Origin of the sequence: Polaromonas sp. AER18D-145 (genome assembly GCF_002379095.1) — a bacterium.
Classification (GTDB): Bacteria; Pseudomonadota; Gammaproteobacteria; order Burkholderiales; family Burkholderiaceae_C; genus Polaromonas.
Genome location: NZ_NBZV01000027.1, coordinates 1 through 14,849 on the forward strand (window position 1 = coordinate 1; position 14,849 = coordinate 14,849).

At 61.6% G+C, this 14,849-nt stretch carries 17 protein-coding genes and 1 tRNA gene; 11 read left to right on the forward strand and 7 right to left on the reverse strand.

Going from position 1 to position 14,849, the window contains the following annotated elements; genetic code table 11:
* Positions 1-50: 50 nt before the first annotated feature.
* Positions 51-1,796, reverse strand: a complete 1,746-nt coding sequence (locus B7G52_RS14025; protein ID WP_096698180.1) for a proline--tRNA ligase — start codon at positions 1,794-1,796, stop codon at positions 51-53.
* Positions 1,797-1,909: 113 nt separating this feature from the next.
* Between B7G52_RS14025 and B7G52_RS14030 the strand changes: the two genes are divergently transcribed.
* Together B7G52_RS14030 and B7G52_RS14035 are read left to right on the forward strand one after the other, a co-directional pair.
* Positions 1,910-2,608, forward strand: coding sequence for an RNA pyrophosphohydrolase (locus tag B7G52_RS14030; protein WP_096698181.1), 699 nt, complete (start codon positions 1,910-1,912; stop codon positions 2,606-2,608).
* Positions 2,598-3,095 (forward strand): CNP1-like family protein, encoded by a 498-nt coding sequence (locus tag B7G52_RS14035; protein ID WP_096698182.1) that lies wholly within the window; start codon positions 2,598-2,600, stop codon positions 3,093-3,095. Before B7G52_RS14030 ends, B7G52_RS14035 begins: the two co-directional genes overlap by 11 nt.
* On the opposite strand, the gene proB is transcribed toward B7G52_RS14035, so the two are convergent.
* The 4 genes from proB to rplU form a co-directional block, all read right to left on the reverse strand.
* Positions 3,085-4,221: a glutamate 5-kinase gene (proB, locus tag B7G52_RS14040; RefSeq protein ID WP_096698183.1), complete on the reverse strand. Its 1,137-nt coding sequence runs from the start codon at positions 4,219-4,221 to the stop codon at positions 3,085-3,087. The two genes, B7G52_RS14035 and proB, sit on opposite strands and share 11 nt — an antisense overlap.
* 89 nt (positions 4,222-4,310) lie before the next feature.
* The gene (gene cgtA / locus B7G52_RS14045; RefSeq protein ID WP_096698184.1) at positions 4,311-5,396 is read right to left on the reverse strand and encodes an Obg family GTPase CgtA; all 1,086 of its coding nucleotides are present in this window, start codon (positions 5,394-5,396) and stop codon (positions 4,311-4,313) included.
* A gap of 131 nt (positions 5,397-5,527) precedes the next feature.
* A complete protein-coding gene (rpmA, locus tag B7G52_RS14050; protein ID WP_096698185.1) occupies positions 5,528-5,785 on the reverse strand; it encodes a 50S ribosomal protein L27 in 258 nt (85 codons plus the stop codon).
* Positions 5,786-5,813: 28 nt separating this feature from the next.
* Positions 5,814-6,125, reverse strand: coding sequence for a 50S ribosomal protein L21 (gene rplU, locus B7G52_RS14055; RefSeq protein WP_096667182.1), 312 nt, complete (start codon positions 6,123-6,125; stop codon positions 5,814-5,816).
* Positions 6,126-6,285: 160 nt separating this feature from the next.
* On the opposite strand from rplU, the gene B7G52_RS14060 reads away from it, so the two are divergent.
* The 9 genes from B7G52_RS14060 to B7G52_RS14100 all read left to right on the forward strand — a co-directional run bounded on the left by B7G52_RS14060 (position 6,286) and on the right by B7G52_RS14100 (position 13,406).
* Positions 6,286-7,269, forward strand: coding sequence for a polyprenyl synthetase family protein (locus tag B7G52_RS14060; protein ID WP_096698186.1), 984 nt, complete (start codon positions 6,286-6,288; stop codon positions 7,267-7,269).
* Between the two features lie 19 nt (positions 7,270-7,288).
* Positions 7,289-7,365, forward strand: a tRNA-Pro gene (locus B7G52_RS14065).
* Between the two features lie 159 nt (positions 7,366-7,524).
* Positions 7,525-9,261: a type IV-A pilus assembly ATPase PilB gene (gene pilB, locus B7G52_RS14070; RefSeq protein WP_096698187.1), complete on the forward strand. Its 1,737-nt coding sequence runs from the start codon at positions 7,525-7,527 to the stop codon at positions 9,259-9,261.
* A gap of 83 nt (positions 9,262-9,344) precedes the next feature.
* Positions 9,345-10,562 carry a type II secretion system F family protein gene (locus B7G52_RS14075; RefSeq protein WP_096698188.1) on the forward strand — a complete coding sequence of 406 codons (1,218 nt, stop codon included), beginning with the start codon at positions 9,345-9,347 and terminating at the stop codon, positions 10,560-10,562.
* On the forward strand, positions 10,562-11,422 hold the full coding sequence (locus B7G52_RS14080; RefSeq protein WP_096698189.1) for an A24 family peptidase: 861 nt from the start codon (positions 10,562-10,564) through the stop codon (positions 11,420-11,422). The genes B7G52_RS14075 and B7G52_RS14080 overlap by 1 nt, the downstream gene beginning before the upstream one ends.
* A gap of 19 nt (positions 11,423-11,441) precedes the next feature.
* Positions 11,442-12,026, forward strand: coding sequence for a dephospho-CoA kinase (gene coaE / locus B7G52_RS14085; RefSeq protein WP_256387729.1), 585 nt, complete (start codon positions 11,442-11,444; stop codon positions 12,024-12,026).
* Positions 12,027-12,064: 38 nt separating this feature from the next.
* Positions 12,065-12,820: a cell division protein ZapD gene (gene zapD / locus B7G52_RS14090; protein ID WP_096698191.1), complete on the forward strand. Its 756-nt coding sequence runs from the start codon at positions 12,065-12,067 to the stop codon at positions 12,818-12,820.
* Positions 12,821-12,872: 52 nt separating this feature from the next.
* Positions 12,873-13,082: a DNA gyrase inhibitor YacG gene (locus tag B7G52_RS14095; RefSeq protein WP_096698192.1), complete on the forward strand. Its 210-nt coding sequence runs from the start codon at positions 12,873-12,875 to the stop codon at positions 13,080-13,082.
* A gap of 78 nt (positions 13,083-13,160) precedes the next feature.
* Positions 13,161-13,406: a hypothetical protein gene (locus tag B7G52_RS14100; RefSeq protein ID WP_141397469.1), complete on the forward strand. Its 246-nt coding sequence runs from the start codon at positions 13,161-13,163 to the stop codon at positions 13,404-13,406.
* Between the two features lie 61 nt (positions 13,407-13,467).
* On the opposite strand, the gene grxD is transcribed toward B7G52_RS14100, so the two are convergent.
* Positions 13,468-13,788, reverse strand: a complete 321-nt coding sequence (gene grxD / locus B7G52_RS14105) for a Grx4 family monothiol glutaredoxin (RefSeq protein ID WP_096667198.1) — start codon at positions 13,786-13,788, stop codon at positions 13,468-13,470.
* A gap of 98 nt (positions 13,789-13,886) precedes the next feature.
* The gene (gene prmC, locus B7G52_RS14110; protein WP_240523457.1) at positions 13,887-14,777 is read right to left on the reverse strand and encodes a peptide chain release factor N(5)-glutamine methyltransferase; all 891 of its coding nucleotides are present in this window, start codon (positions 14,775-14,777) and stop codon (positions 13,887-13,889) included.
* Positions 14,778-14,849: the final 72 nt, after the last annotated feature.

Consider the following 14,849-nt stretch of genomic DNA (forward strand, 5'->3'; position numbering starts at 1 on the left):
GGCCGCAGGGGTCTGTGGCGACAGGAAGACGTGGGGCGTCCGCATTGCGCTCAGAGGGCCAGTTTTTCCTTGAGGAAAGTGAAGGCGTCGGCAACGTCGATCTTGCTCGATGCGGCGTCGCGGCGGTGCTGGTATTCCAGCTGGCCGTCTTTCAGGCCGCGGTCGCCGATGGTGACGCGGTGCGGCACCCCGATGAGCTCCCAGTCGGCAAACATGGCACCGGGCCGCTCGCCCCGGTCGTCCAGGATCACGTCCACGCCGGCCGCGACCAGCTCGTCATGAAGCTTTTCCGCCGCCGCTTTCACCTCGGGAAAGCGGTCCGGGCTGATGGGGCAGAGCACCACGGTAAAGGGTGCAATCGCGTCCGGCCAGATGATGCCGCGCTCGTCATGGTTCTGCTCGATGGCGGCGGCCGGGAGGCGTGTGATGCCGATGCCGTAGCAGCCCATTTCGAGGAATTGCGGCTTGCCGTTTTCGTCGAGAAAGGTTGCGTTCATCGCCTGGCTGTATTTGGTGCCGAGGTAGAACACATGGCCGACTTCGATGCCGCGTTCAATCGCCAGCACGCCTTGGCCGTCGGGCGAGGCGTCACCGGCCACCACATTGCGGATGTCGGCGATCAGGTCGGGCTCGGGCAGGTCCCGGCCCCAGTTCACGCCGGTGATGTGGACGTCTGCTTCGTTGGCGCCGCAGATCCAGTCGCTCATCACCGCCACCTCCCGGTCGGCCACGATGTGGAGCGGCTTCTTCAAGCCAACCGGTCCGAGGTAACCCGGCTTGCAGCCAAAGTGCGCGTCAATCTCTTCCCCGGTGGCAAAACGGAAGCCTGCACTGAGTCCCGGCAACTTGCCAAGCTTGACCTCGTTCATGTCGTGGTCGCCGCGCAGCAGCAGCAGCCAGACCTGGGTCTTGACCACTTCATCGTAGTCGTTGAGTTCATCGGTGGCCAGCACCAGCGACTTGACGGTACGTGCCAGCGGCAGCCCCAGCAACTCGGCCACGTCGGCGCAGGTGGCCTTGCCCGGCGTGGGTGTCCGGGTCATGTCCTGCGCCGGATCGGGGCGCGCCGCCTGGGGTGCCAGCGCCTCGGCTTTTTCCATGTTGGCGGCGTACTCGCTCTCCGGGCAGTAGACGATGGCGTCTTCGCCGGTCGCGGCAATCACCTGGAACTCTTCACTGAGGTCGCCGCCAATCGCGCCGCTGTCGGCCGCGACGGCACGGTAGGTCAGGCCGAAGCGGTCAAAAATCCGGCGGTAGGCCTGCGCCATCACCTGGTAGCTGGCTTTGGCGGCAGTCTGGTCGCGGTCGAAGCTGTAGGCGTCCTTCATGATGAACTCACGCCCGCGCATCAGGCCAAAGCGCGGCCGGCGTTCGTCGCGGAATTTGGTCTGGATCTGGTACAGGTTTTTCGGCAGCTGCTTGTAGCTCTTGATGTCCTGGCGCATCACGTCGGTCACGACTTCCTCGCTGGTCGGCTGCACCACAAAGTCGCGGCCATGGCGGTCCTTGATGCGCAGCAGTTCCGGCCCCATGGAGGCAAACCGGCCGGTTTCCTGCCAAAGCTCGGCCGGCTGGATCACTGGCATGCTCATTTCAACGGCGCCGGCGCGGTTCATCTCCTCGCGCACGATGGCTTCCACCTTGCGGATGACGCGCAGGCCCATGGGCATGTAGTTGTAGATGCCGGCGCCCAGTTTCTTGATCATGCCGGCGCGCATCATCAGCTGGTGGCTCACCACCTCGGCGTCGGCGGGCGCTTCCTTGAGGGTGGAAATGAAGAACTGGGAGGCTTTCATGGACGGTTTTTCCGGGCTTCGTGAGGTTTTTGGGACTGCCGCCCCGGCGTGCGCTTGGCTCTGAGCATTCTGCTGTGCATAATGGACTCAGTTTAAAAAATTGAGGTTTGATTATGCTTGACCGGGACGGCTTTCGGCCCAACGTCGGCATCATCTTGCTCAACCAGAGAAGTCAGGTATTTTGGGGCAAGCGTATCCGTACCCACTCGTGGCAGTTTCCGCAGGGTGGCATTGATCGGGGCGAAAATCCCGAGCAGGCCATGTTCCGCGAACTGCACGAAGAAGTGGGGCTGATGCCGCAACATGTGCAGTTGCTTGCCCGGACCCGGGACTGGTTGCGCTATGAGGTGCCTGACCGGTTTATCCGCCGCGATGCGCGCGGACATTACAAAGGCCAGAAACAGATCTGGTTTCTCCTGCAACTGGTCGGTTACGACTGGGACCTGAACCTGCGCGCGACCGACCATCCGGAGTTCGACGCCTGGCGCTGGAACGACTACTGGGTCCCGCTGGACGTCGTCGTGGAATTCAAGCGAGGCGTCTATGAAATGGCGCTGACCGAACTGTCGCGTTTTGTACCGCGTTTTGACAACCGCTTCGAGCCGCGGCCCGACCACCGGAACCGCTATTTGCGTGGCGGCATGCGTCACCGCGATCCAGCCGATGCCGGTCCGGGCGATCCAGGGCTGCAGGGGCTACGCGGTGCCGGCTTGCCCGGCGCATCGTTCGAATTGCCTCCCGGCGCAACGTTCGAGCCCGATCCCCAAACCAGCTTCACGGCCGCTTCCAGAAAAGACAAGCATGACATTTAAATCCTGGGGGGCTGCATGTTTGCTGGGCCTTTCCCTAACGGCCTGGGCGCAGCCCCATGTCAATACCGATCCCCTCGATTGGAAAGAAGGCGAGGTGCCAGCGCCACCAGCTTTCGACACGCGAAAACTTCTGACTTTTGAAGTGGCGGGTTCCTCGCTGGTTTTTGGCGTGGATCCGGCCACCTTGCGCATATCGGACGACGGGATTGTCCGCTACGTGATGGTTGCCAGCAGTGCCAGTGGCGCGCGCAATGTGTTTTATGAAGGCCTGCGCTGCGTCAGCGGGGAGCTCAAGACCTATGCCCGCTACACCCCGGAAGGCGCCTGGGTCAAGGTGGAGCAGCCGCAGTGGCGCTCGCTTTTCGGCAGCCCATCGACGCGGCACGCGCTGCAACTGGCCAGGGCAGGGGCCTGCAACAACTCGGCGCCCCCGGCCTCGGTCGAGGAAATGGTCCGCCTGCTCAAAACCCAGGGGCTCAGGCCGTAAGCACCAGGTTGGTCCGGTGAATCATTTCGGCTTCACCGGTGTAACCAAGCAGCTTTTCAAATTCTGAAGAGGGTTTGCGGCATATCAGCCGGGCCTCCGCGCTGGAGTAGTTGGCCAGCCCCCGGGCGACTTCGGTGCCGTCGCCGTCGCGGATGGCAATCACATCCCCCCGGGAAAACTCGCCCTGCACGGTGGTCATGCCGATGGGCAGCAGGCTTTTGCCCTCGTCGCGCACCTTGACGGCCGCGCCAGCGTCTACTGTCACAGCACCACGCAGTTGCAGATGGTCGGCGATCCATTGCTTGCGGGCCTGGTTCTTCCCCGTCTGGGCAACAAGCAGCGTGCCGATGGCCTCGCCTTGCGTCAGGCGGATCAGGGCATTCGGTTCACGGCCCCAGGCAATCACGGTGGAGGCGCCGGAGCCAGCTGCACGTTTGGCCGCCAGGATTTTCGTGATCATGCCGCCCTTGCCGATGCTGGAGCCGGCGCCGCCCGCCATGGCTTCCAGCGCCGGGTCACCGGCATGGGCCTCATGGACAAACCGCGCCGAAGCATCCTTGCGCGGGTCGGCGGTGTACAGGCCCTTCTGGTCCGTCAGAATGACCAGCACGTCCGCATCCACCAGGTTGGCCACCAGCGCGCCCAGGGTATCGTTGTCGCCGAACTTGATCTCGTCGTTGACCACGGTGTCGTTTTCATTGATCACCGGCACCACACCGAGCTGCAGCAAGGTCAGCAGGGTGGAGCGGGCATTGAGATACCGCTCGCGATCGGCCAGGTCGGCATGGGTGAGCAGCACCTGCGCACTGCCGACGCCGTTTTCGCGCAGCTGGCTTTCGTAGACCTGCACCAGACCCATCTGGCCGACCGCGGCAGCGGCCTGCAGTTCATGGATGGCCTTGGGGCGCGTCGCCCAGCCCAGCCGTTTCATGCCCTCGGCGATGGCGCCGCTGCTGACCATGATGACTTCACGGCCGCTTTTGACCAGCACGGCGAGCTGCTGGCACCACTGCCCGATGGCCTGCGCATCCAGCCCCCGGCCTTCGTCGGTGACCAGGCTGGAGCCGACCTTGACGACGATGCGTCTGGCGTTGAGAAGGACGGTGGACGCTGTTTTTTCCTGCATGTTCAGGGTATTTTAGTGCTCCAGCCCAAGGTGGCTGGACGCGAGTAGCTACTGTTTATGTAGCACGGCAAAGGACGGCTGCGGGCGTTTCAGCCAGCCGCCGGTGGCTCTGCCGGCAACTCCGCAAAACGCGGGTCGACCTCTTCCGGCTCCTGCTCGCTTTTCTGCACCGACTTGACATGCTGGTAAATCGTCTTGACCAGCTGCTCGCAGCCTTCGCGCGTCAGGGCCGAGATCTCGAAGACCGGGCCCTTGAACTTGAAGCGCTTGACAAAGTCCTTGACCAGCGCGGCACGCTTGTCCGCATCCACCATGTCGAGCTTGTTGAGCACGAGCCAGCGCGGCTTGTCATACAGCGCCGCATCGTACTTTTTGAGCTCGCCGACAATCGCCTTGGCCTGAGCAACCGGGTCGACGCTGTCGTCAAACGGCGCCATGTCCACAATGTGCAGCAGCAGACGGGTGCGTTGCAGGTGGCGCAAAAACAGGTGGCCCAGGCCGGCGCCTTCGGACGCGCCCTCGATCAGGCCGGGCAGGTCGGCGACCACAAAACTCTGCTCCGGCCCCACACGTACCACGCCCAGGTTGGGGTGCAGGGTGGTAAAGGGGTAGTCGGCAATACGCGGTCTGGCGTTGGAGATGGCCGAAATGAAGGTGGACTTGCCGGCATTGGGCATGCCCAGTAGGCCGACGTCGGCCAGGACTTTCAATTCGAGCTTGAGGCTTTTGTGTTCACCGGGCCAGCCTGGCGTCTTGCTGCGTGGCGCGCGGTTGGTCGAACTCTTGAAGCGCAGGTTGCCGAAGCCGCCGTCGCCGCCCTTGGCGATCAGCACTTCCTCGCCGGGGACCAGCAGTTCATACAGAACCTCGCCGGTTTCGGCGTCGGTCAGGATGGTGCCCACCGGCATCTTGAGGATGATGTCGTCGCCCTTGGCGCCAAACATGTCCGAGCCCATGCCATGCTCGCCGTTGCGCGCATGGTGGCGGCGCGAAAACCGGAAATCCACCAAGGTGTTCAGGTTCACGTCCGCCAGGGCATACACATGCCCGCCGCGGCCGCCGTCACCCCCGTTGGGGCCACCGAACTCCTTGTACTTTTCATGGCGGAAGGAGACGCAGCCACTCCCGCCATCGCCAGCGGCGATGTCAATATAGGCTTCGTCGACAAATTTCATGATTTTGAAGGGGGGCCGGCAGCAGGGGCTGCCTGTATCCTGAAGATAGTTTACAAAGATTGGAAAACAAGAGGAGCCAAAACAAAAAAGCCCCGACCAAGCGGGGCTTCGATGCCATCGAAGTGATCAGCTTACGCTGGAGTCACGTTGACGGTGTGCTTGTTCAGCGAGCCCTTGACAGCAAACGATACTGAACCGTCCACCAGTGCAAACAGGGTGTGGTCCTTGCCGATGCCGACATTGACGCCCGGATGGAACTTGGTGCCACGCTGGCGCACGATGATGCTGCCTGCGTTGATCACTTCGCCGCCAAACTTCTTGACGCCCAACATCTTGGGCTTGGAATCGCGCCCGTTTCGCGTAGAGCCGCCGCCTTTTTTCTGTGCCATTTTTCAATACTCCTTGGTGCGTCGCTGCTTAACCGGCGATGGCGCCGATTTGCAGTTCCGTGAAGTTCTGACGGTGACCTTGACGTTTTTGGTAGTGCTTGCGACGACGCATTTTGAAAATGCGCACTTTGTCGCCCCTGCCGTGAGACAGGACAGTTACCGTAACAGTAGCGCCGGACACCAAGGGCGTACCAACCGTGATTGTGCTGCCGCTTCCGACAGCCAATACCTGGTCAATAACGATCTCTTGGCCTACGTCCGCAGCAATCTGTTCTACTTTAATTTTTTCACCAGTGGCAACTTTGTATTGTTTGCCGCCGGTTTTTATGACCGCGTACATGTGAGACCTCGTATGTGAGTTCTGCGGACGGATTTCCACAGAGCCCTAGATTCTAGCACGGCGCCATTATTTGTCGCAGGACCTTCGATTCGGCGCCGCTGGATGTGCCGGCTGGGGTGCTTGCTTTCTATAATTCCTGAAATCTCATGTCTGGACCGTTTTGTCTGTAAATTCTTCTAGCACCGCCGCCGCACTGGCCCTGATTGCCGACGACATGCAGGCCATGGACGCCGTGATTGCACGCCGCCTGAGCACCGAGGTGCCCTTGGTCAGCCAGGTATCGCAGTACATCATCGCCGCCGGTGGCAAGCGCCTGCGCCCTGCGCTGCTGCTGCTGATGTGCGGCGCTTTGGGTTATCGGGGCGAGCAGCGTTTCAATCTGGCCGCTGTGGTGGAATTCATACATACGGCGACCTTGCTCCATGATGATGTGGTGGACGAGTCCGCCCTGCGCCGGGGCCGGGCCACCGCCAATGCTGCATTTGGTAACCCGGCCAGTGTTCTGGTGGGGGATTTTCTGTATTCCAGGGCCTTCCAGATGATGGTCGATGCTGGCGACATGCGCATCATGCAAACCCTGGCCGAGGCGACCAACATCATTGCCGAAGGCGAAGTGCTGCAATTGATGAACATGCACGATGCCGGCCTGTCCGAAGAGGGCTATCTGCGCGTGATCCGCTCCAAAACCGCCAAGCTGTTCGAGGCGAGCGCCCGGCTGGCTGCATTGCTGGCGCAGGCACCGGCTGACATAGAGCTTGCCTGCGCCGATTACGGGCAGGCACTGGGAACCGCCTTCCAGGTGATTGACGATGTGCTGGACTATGACGGTGATGCCGAGGAAATGGGGAAAAACCTCGGGGACGACCTGCGCGAGGGCAAGGCGACCCTGCCGCTGATCATCGCCATGCAGCGCGGCACCGCGGATGAGCGGGCCACCATCCGGCGGGCCATCGAGACCGGCGGGACGGGGCAGCTGGCCGAGATCGTGGCCATTGTCCGAAAGACCGGTGCCCTGCAGGCGACCCGGGATGCCGCCGCGGTGGAGGCTCAACGCGCTGTCCAGGCACTCACGGCGCTTGGGGACAACCCCTACAGCGGGGCCTTGCTACAATTGGCTTCTCAGCTGCTGCAGCGTCGTTCCTGACGCCTGGTTCGGCACTTTTCGGGGTGTAGCTTAGCCTGGTAGAGCGCTACGTTCGGGACGTAGAGGCCGGAGGTTCGAATCCTCTCACCCCGACCATTCATGGTCCGCTCCCGCTCCTCCCCTATTCCGTCCGCGAATGTCTGATCTTTGCTTTGTTCCAACACAGGGTCAGAGGCAGAACGCTTTTAGATTTACACCACCAGATCTATCGGCGATGATGTCAATTTTGTCAATTCTGGCTGGATTCTAAAAACCATGGCAGCTGTCGATTCTGTAAGCAATGCACCCGCCGCGCTGGCATTGCCCGGCTTGGGCAGGGCGTTGGTCATTGCTGGCAAGCTGGGGCAGAAGGCCGCGGAGGACATCTTTCGCAAGGCCCAAAGCGGGCGTACCAGCTTTATTGCTGAATTGACGGGTTCCGGCGCGGTATCCCCGTCGGACCTCGCGCACACCATGTCCACCGCGTTTGCGGCCCCCCTTCTTGACCTGAACGCGATAGACACACAGCGCCTGCCCAAGGGTTTGCTGGACGCCAAAATCTGTCAGGCATACCGGATTGTGGTTCTCAGCAAGCGCAGCAACCGCCTGATCGTCGCGACGGCGGACCCGTCCGATCAGGAAGCTGCAGAAAAGATCAAGTTTTCCACCCAAATGGGGGTGGACTGGGTCATCGCCGAATACGACAAGCTGTCCAAGATGGTGGAGGCGTCTGCCACCACCGCGTCCGAAGCCATGGACAGCATCATTGGCGATGATTTTGAATTTGATGAATCCACCGCCGAGGCGGCCAGCGCGGACAGCAACGACACCGGAGTTTCGGAGGTTGAGGACGCGCCGGTCGTCAAGTTCCTGCACAAAATGCTGCTCGATGCATTCAGCATGCGGGCCTCGGATCTGCATTTCGAACCTTACGAGCACACCTACCGGGTGCGCTTCCGCATCGACGGCGAGTTGCGCGAGATTGCCTCGCCGCCTGTGGCCATCAAGGAGAAGCTGGCCTCGCGGATCAAGGTCATCTCGAAAATGGACATTTCGGAAAAGCGGGTTCCTCAAGACGGGAAGATGAAGCTGAAAATCGGCCCCGACCGCGTGATCGATTTCCGGGTCAGCACCCTGCCCACCATGTTCGGTGAAAAGATCGTGATCCGTATCCTGGATCCGAGCAGCGCCAAACTCGGCATTGATGCGCTGGGTTACGAGCCCATTGAAAAGGAGCGCCTGCTCAAGGCTGTGCAGCGTCCCTACGGCATGGTGCTGGTGACCGGTCCGACCGGCTCCGGCAAAACCGTGTCCTTGTACACCTGCCTGAATATCCTGAACAAGCCGGGCGTGAACATCGCCACGGCCGAGGACCCGGCCGAGATCAACCTGCCTGGCGTCAACCAGGTCAGCATGAACGACAAGGCTGGCCTGACATTTTCCGTGGCCCTGAAAGCCTTTTTGCGGCAGGATCCGGACATCATCATGGTCGGCGAGATCCGTGATCTGGAAACCGCCGAAATTTCCATCAAGGCGGCCCAGACCGGCCACCTGGTGCTGTCCACCCTGCATACCAACGATGCGCCGGCCACGTTGACGCGCCTGCGCAACATGGGCATTGCTCCCTTCAACATTGCCTCGAGCGTCATCCTGATCACGGCCCAGCGTCTGGCGCGGCGTCTTTGCCCGAACTGCAAGGCACCCGCCGATATTCCGCGCGAGACCTTGCTGGATGCGGGCTTCAAGGAAGAGGATGTGGATGGCACATGGACGCCTTACCGACCGGTCGGCTGCTCCTTGTGCAACAACGGTTACAAGGGCCGGGTCGGGGTTTACCAGGTCATGCCCATCACCGAGGAACTCCAGCGCATCATCCTGCGCGATGGCAGCGCGCTCGAAATCGCTGCGCAGGCAGAGAGCGAAGGTGTCAAAAGTCTGCGCGGAGCGGGTCTGCATAAAGTCAAACTCGGCATGACCTCGCTCGAGGAAGTCCTGGCCTGCACCAATGTGTAGGCACTTGCTGTTCAACAGGCTGGTCGGTCGCGTCGCTGGACATTTCGAGTCCCCATCATCACTTCCTTACTGAAGAAGGCACCATGGCAACTGCAGCATCCAGAGACATCAAGGAATTTGTCTTCGAGTGGGAAGGCAAGGATCGCAATGGCAAGCAGGTGCGGGGTGAAACCCGGGCTGTGGGGGAAAACCAGGTCAAGGCCTCCTTGCGCCGGCAGGGCGTACTGGCGACCAAGATCAAGAAGCGCAGCATGCGTTCGGGCAAGTCCATCAAGCCCCGGGATATCGCCATTTTCACGCGTCAGCTGGCCACCATGATGAAGGCCGGCGTTCCGCTGCTGCAGGCTTTCGACATTGTCGGGCGCGGCAACCCCAATGCCAGCGTGACCAAACTGCTCAATGATGTGCGCACCGATGTGGAAACCGGTACGTCCCTGAGTGCCGCCTTCCGCAAGTACCCGCTGTACTTCAATGCGCTGTATTGCAATCTGGTGGAAGCCGGCGAGGCGGCGGGTATTCTGGAGGCCTTGTTGGACCGCCTCGCGGTTTACATGGAAAAAACCGAGGCCATCAAGTCGAAAATCAAGTCGGCACTGATGTACCCGACCTCGGTGGTGGTGGTGGCGTTTGTGGTGGTCGCGGTGATCATGATTTTCGTGATCCCCGCGTTCAAGGAGGTGTTCTCCTCTTTCGGTGCGGATTTGCCGGCCCCGACGCTGTTTGTGATGGCGATCAGCGAGTTTTTTGTGGCTTACTGGTGGCTTATTTTTGGCAGCGTAGGCGGGGGAGTCTACTTTTTCATGCAGGCCTGGAAACGCAACGAAAAAGTGCAGCGATTCATGGACCGGCTCTTGCTGAAAGTGCCGGTGTTTGGCGCCCTGATTGAAAAGTCCTGCATCGCCCGCTGGACGCGCACGCTGTCGACCATGTTCGCCGCCGGCGTGCCGTTGGTGGAGGCACTGGACTCGGTCGGTGGCGCCTCCGGCAACTCCCTTTACGAGGACGCCACCCGGAAGATCCAGCAGGAAGTCTCGACGGGCACCAGCCTGACGGCGGCCATGGGCAACGTCAACCTGTTTCCGACCATGGTGCTGCAGATGTGCGCCATCGGCGAGGAGTCGGGTTCCGTGGATCACATGCTCGGAAAGGCGGCAGACTTTTATGAGGCCGAGGTGGATGAGATGGTGGCGGGCCTGTCCAGCCTGATGGAACCCATCATCATCGTGTTCCTTGGGGGCCTGATCGGCGGGATTGTGGTGTCCATGTACCTGCCGATCTTCAAACTGGGTCAAGTGGTCTGATGCCCGGGCTCGCGCTCGGTTTGCCGGCCGAATTCAATGCCGCGCTGGCCGGTATCCTGGGGCTGCTGGTCGGCAGTTTCCTCAATGTGGTCATTTACCGCTTGCCGAAAATGATGGAGCGGCAGTGGGCGGCGGAATGCGCCGAACTTGCCGGCAAGGTCGCAGACAGCGCCGAAAAATTCAATTTGATGGTGCCCCGTTCCCGCTGCTCAAGCTGCGGCCATGTGATTGCCTGGTACGAAAATATTCCCGTCCTGAGTTACCTTTTTCTGCGGGGGAAATGTTCTGTCTGTGGCACGAAATTCGGATGGCGCTATCCGCTGGTGGAGGCCGTCACGGGCGCCTTGTTCTTTTTTTGCGCCTGGCGCTGGGGCTTGACAGCCACCGGCTTGGCCTGGAGCGGTTTTGCCGCCACCTTGCTGGCACTGGCGCTGATTGACTGGGACACCACGCTGTTGCCGGACGACGTGACCCTGCCGCTGCTCTGGGCGGGGTTGATCGTCGCCGCGCTGGGCTGGAACCCGGCGGTGCAACTCATGGATGCCCTGTGGGGGACGGTGGCCGGATATCTGTCCTTGTGGCTGGTGTACTGGGCTTTCAAGCTGGTGACCGGCAAGGAAGGCATGGGTTACGGAGACTTCAAGCTTTTTGCGGCCCTGGGGGCCTGGTTCGGCTGGAGCGCGCTGGTGCCGATGATCTTGATGGCGTCGGTGATCGGTGCCCTGGTCGGCATCGCGTTGAAGTTCTCCAGCGGCTTGCGCGAAGGAGGGTATGTGCCCTTTGGTCCTTTCCTGGCAGGTGCGGGGCTGACGGCCATGGTGTTTGGTCCCCAGTCCATCCTGCGCTTCATCGGGTTGTAGCCTCGTGCGGGCGTTACGCGTGGGCTTGACGGGCGGCATTGGCAGCGGAAAAAGCACGGTTGCCGGAATGCTGGCCGACTGCGGTGCGGCGGTGATTGATTCCGACGCCATCGCGCGCCAGGTCACGGCGCCGGGGGGTGTTGCCATGGACAGGCTTGCCAGGCAATTTGGTGCCCGCTTCATCACGCCGGAAGGGGGCTTGAACCGCGACGCGATGCGCGAGCTGGTTTTTGCGGATGCCGGGGCAAAAAAACAGCTGGAAGCCATTGTGCATCCGCTGGTCGGCGAAGAAACCGCCCGCCAGGCAGCGCGAGCCGCCAGCGCCTGCATCGTGTTTGATGTTCCCCTGCTGGTCGAGTCAGGACGCTGGCGCCAGCGTGTGGACCAGGTGCTGGTGGTGGACTGCAGCGAGGCAACCCAGGTCAGCCGGGTGATGGCGCGCAACGGATGGACGCGTGAAGCGGTAGAACGTGTCATGGCCGGACAGGCCAGCCGCGACCAGCGGCTCGCCGCCGCCGACATCTGCATTTACAACGATGCGCCCCTGTCACTGGCCGCGCTGGCGGTGATGGTGCAGCAACTGTCGCAGCGCTTCGGGCTATGATGGACGGACAACCAACCCGCTGAAAAAGATATATCGCAGTGATCCTTTACGAGTATCCCTTCAACGAACGCATTCGTACCTATTTGCGACTTGAGCATCTGTTTCACCGCTTGGGTGAGCTGGCCGCGCGTGAACATCCGACCGACCACCATTACGCCATCACGACCATTTTCGAAATCATGGACGTGGCGGCCCGTGCCGACCTGAAGACCGATGTACTCAAGGACCTGGACCGGCAGAAACACACGCTCAACGGCTACCGCGGCAACCCGGCGATTTCCGAGGCGGTGCTGGATGAGGTCACCGGTCGGCTGGATGGGTGTTTTTCGGCCTTGAACAGCCTGCCCGGAAAAGCGGGGCAGTCCCTGACCGAAAACGACTGGCTGATGAGCATTCGCAGCCGCATCGGCATCCCCGGCGGAACCTGTGAATTCGATCTTCCCGCCTATTTCGCCTGGCAACACTTTGACGCACACCAGCGGCAGCGGGACTTGCAGCGCTGGATCGCCACGCTGGTGCCGCTGGCCGAGTCGGTCCGAATGTTGCTCAAGTTGCTGCGCGACTCCGGTCTGCCGCAAAAAGTCGTGGCGGCGGGCGGGCAGTACCAGCAAACCCTGCCGCAGGGACGTACCTTCCAGCTTCTGCGCCTGCTGATCGATCCGAGCCTGGGGCTGATTCCGGAGATCAGCGGCAACCGCCTGATGGTTTCCGTGCGCCTCATGCGCCATGAAAGTGACGACCGGCTGCACGCCTGCACCGACGACGCCGCGTTTGAACTGACGCTTTGTTCCTGAGACCGGCCTGTGGACGCAAGTCCTGACCCCTGATTTTCAGCTTGAATTCCCGATGATGAACCCAGACCAGCCCCCAACCAAAACAGTGGTCTGCCCCACCTGTGGCGGCCCCAGCATTTATGCGCAGGAAAACCGCTTCAGGCCTTTTTGCAGTGAGCGCTGCAAAAATATCGATCTGGGCGCCTGGGCCAGCGAGGGTTTTCGCATGCCGGCCGACGCACCGCCGGATGACCAGGTCTACGGCGACGCCCGATTGCAATAGGGCCTGTCATCGTGTAAAAACGGCAAGACGGCAAAACGGAAAAATGGCAGGCCGCCGGTCAACAGGGAGGAGCGGGACATGATTCAAACATCCTTGGCACGCCGCATGGCGGCCGTGTTGGCAGCGACCCTGCTGATTGGCTTTGCGGCTGGCCCCAGCCTGGCGGCCAGCAAGAAGGCCCAGAAAAAGGCCAGCGCCCCGCCGGGCAAAAGCGTCAAGTTCATGCCCGGCTCGCAGGAAACCGCCAGGGAGCGCTCTGCCAGGCTCAAGCGCGAATGCAAGGGCCGTGTCAACGCCGGGGCGTGTGAAGGTTATACCCAGTAAAGGCCGGCAGGCCTGAGGGTTCCACGACCTGCCGGTGACGGGCAGGCCTGCGGGAACGTCCTTACTCGGCGGGCGTGCCCAGCACCTGCTGCAACTCGCCGCTCTCGTACATCTCCATCATGATGTCCGAGCCGCCGACAAATTCGCCTTTCACATAAAGCTGGGGAATGGTCGGCCAGTTGCTGTATTCCTTGATGCCGTGGCGAATCTCTTCGTCCTCGAGCACATTCACGGTGGCGGGCTTGGTCACGCCGCAGGCTTTGAGCACCTGGATCGCGCGTCCGGAAAAACCGCACATGGGGAACTGGGCCGTGCCTTTCATGAAAAGCACAACCTCACTGGACTTGACGATCTGGTCAATGCGTTGCTGGGTATCGTTCATGAGGGGTCCTTTGGATGGGAGTGTTTGGCGGCCGAAGGAAAGCCGGCCTTTGCTTTACTCAAATAAATGGATGTCAGACGCGGTAAATCAATGGGTGATTATCCCGCCGTTTGGCTGTTGGTGGGCAGAACGGGGGCGGGCCGGCGCCCCCCCGAGCAGCGGGGTATGCCCGCCAGGTCGGCCCGGCTCTGCACGTCGGCAAAGCCCCGCTGCTGGAGCAGTTCGCACACCGCCCGGGCCTGGTCGTAGCCGTGCTCGAGCAGCAGCCAGCCTTGCGGCTGCAGGTGGGCCGGCGCCTGCTCGATGATGCGCCGAAGATCGTCCAGGCCGTCTTTCCCGGCCGTCAGTGCCTCCACGGGTTCATGGCGCAAGGCGGGCAAATGCGGATCGGCATCGGCCACATAGGGCGGATTGCTGACAATCAGGTGAAAGAGGCCGTTTACATTTTTGAACCAGTTGCTCTGCAGAAAATGGACCGGCAACTGGTGTTGTTGTGCGTTGGCAGCCGCGACCGCCAGCGCATCGCTGCTGGCATCGACCGCTGTGACGTCGAGCGCGGGCCGGGTTTTCTTCAGCGCCAGGGCAATCGCGCCGCTGCCGGTGCCCAGGTCGAGCACCCGGGCGGACGCCGGTATGCCCGCTTCTGCCAGTTGTTGCAGGGCCCATTCCACCAGGGTTTCCGTGTCCGGACGCGGCACCAGCACGCGGCCATCCACCTGCAGATCCAGGCCGAAGAACTCCTTGCTGCCGACCAGATAGGCCAGCGGCTCACCGGCGGCGCGGCGCAGGCTGAGTGTGTGGAAATACTGTGCTGCCTCTCCCGGCAAGGGAGTCGTGTCATGCGTGAGCAGCCAGGCGCGGTCCGCGCCGGGTTTGCCGAGTGCGTGCAGCAGCAGCAGCTGGGCGTCCAGCCGCTCCAGCCCGAGTGTCCGGGCGGCTGTCAATGCTTGCGCACAGGTGAGGGTGGTCACGGGGAGGGCGTCAGTCACGGTGAATTGCTATGAAAACAGGAGCTGATGGCGCTTGCCAATCAAAGGCTGGAGGCCAATTTGGCATTAAAC

Excerpts from the sequence above, each read along its gene's own strand:
- grxD (WP_096667198.1), bottom strand. The coding sequence starts at position 13,788 with ATGAACGATACCCAGCAACGCATTGACCAGATCGTCAAGTCCAGTGAG.
- cgtA (WP_096698184.1), bottom strand. The coding sequence starts at position 5,396 with ATGAAATTTGTCGACGAAGCCTATATTGACATCGCCGCTGGCGATGGC.
- B7G52_RS14095 (WP_096698192.1), top strand. The coding sequence starts at position 12,873 with ATGATGAACCCAGACCAGCCCCCAACCAAAACAGTGGTCTGCCCCACC.
- rpmA (WP_096698185.1), bottom strand. The coding sequence starts at position 5,785 with ATGGCACAGAAAAAAGGCGGCGGCTCTACGCGAAACGGGCGCGATTCC.
- proB (WP_096698183.1), bottom strand. The coding sequence starts at position 4,221 with ATGCAGGAAAAAACAGCGTCCACCGTCCTTCTCAACGCCAGACGCATC.
- B7G52_RS14030 (WP_096698181.1), top strand. The coding sequence starts at position 1,910 with ATGCTTGACCGGGACGGCTTTCGGCCCAACGTCGGCATCATCTTGCTC.
- rplU (WP_096667182.1), bottom strand. The coding sequence starts at position 6,125 with ATGTACGCGGTCATAAAAACCGGCGGCAAACAATACAAAGTTGCCACT.
- B7G52_RS14100 (WP_141397469.1), top strand. The coding sequence starts at position 13,161 with ATGATTCAAACATCCTTGGCACGCCGCATGGCGGCCGTGTTGGCAGCG.
- pilB (WP_096698187.1), top strand. The coding sequence starts at position 7,525 with ATGGCAGCTGTCGATTCTGTAAGCAATGCACCCGCCGCGCTGGCATTG.
- B7G52_RS14025 (WP_096698180.1), bottom strand. The coding sequence starts at position 1,796 with ATGAAAGCCTCCCAGTTCTTCATTTCCACCCTCAAGGAAGCGCCCGCC.
- B7G52_RS14080 (WP_096698189.1), top strand. The coding sequence starts at position 10,562 with ATGCCCGGGCTCGCGCTCGGTTTGCCGGCCGAATTCAATGCCGCGCTG.
- B7G52_RS14035 (WP_096698182.1), top strand. The coding sequence starts at position 2,598 with ATGACATTTAAATCCTGGGGGGCTGCATGTTTGCTGGGCCTTTCCCTA.
- B7G52_RS14075 (WP_096698188.1), top strand. The coding sequence starts at position 9,345 with ATGGCAACTGCAGCATCCAGAGACATCAAGGAATTTGTCTTCGAGTGG.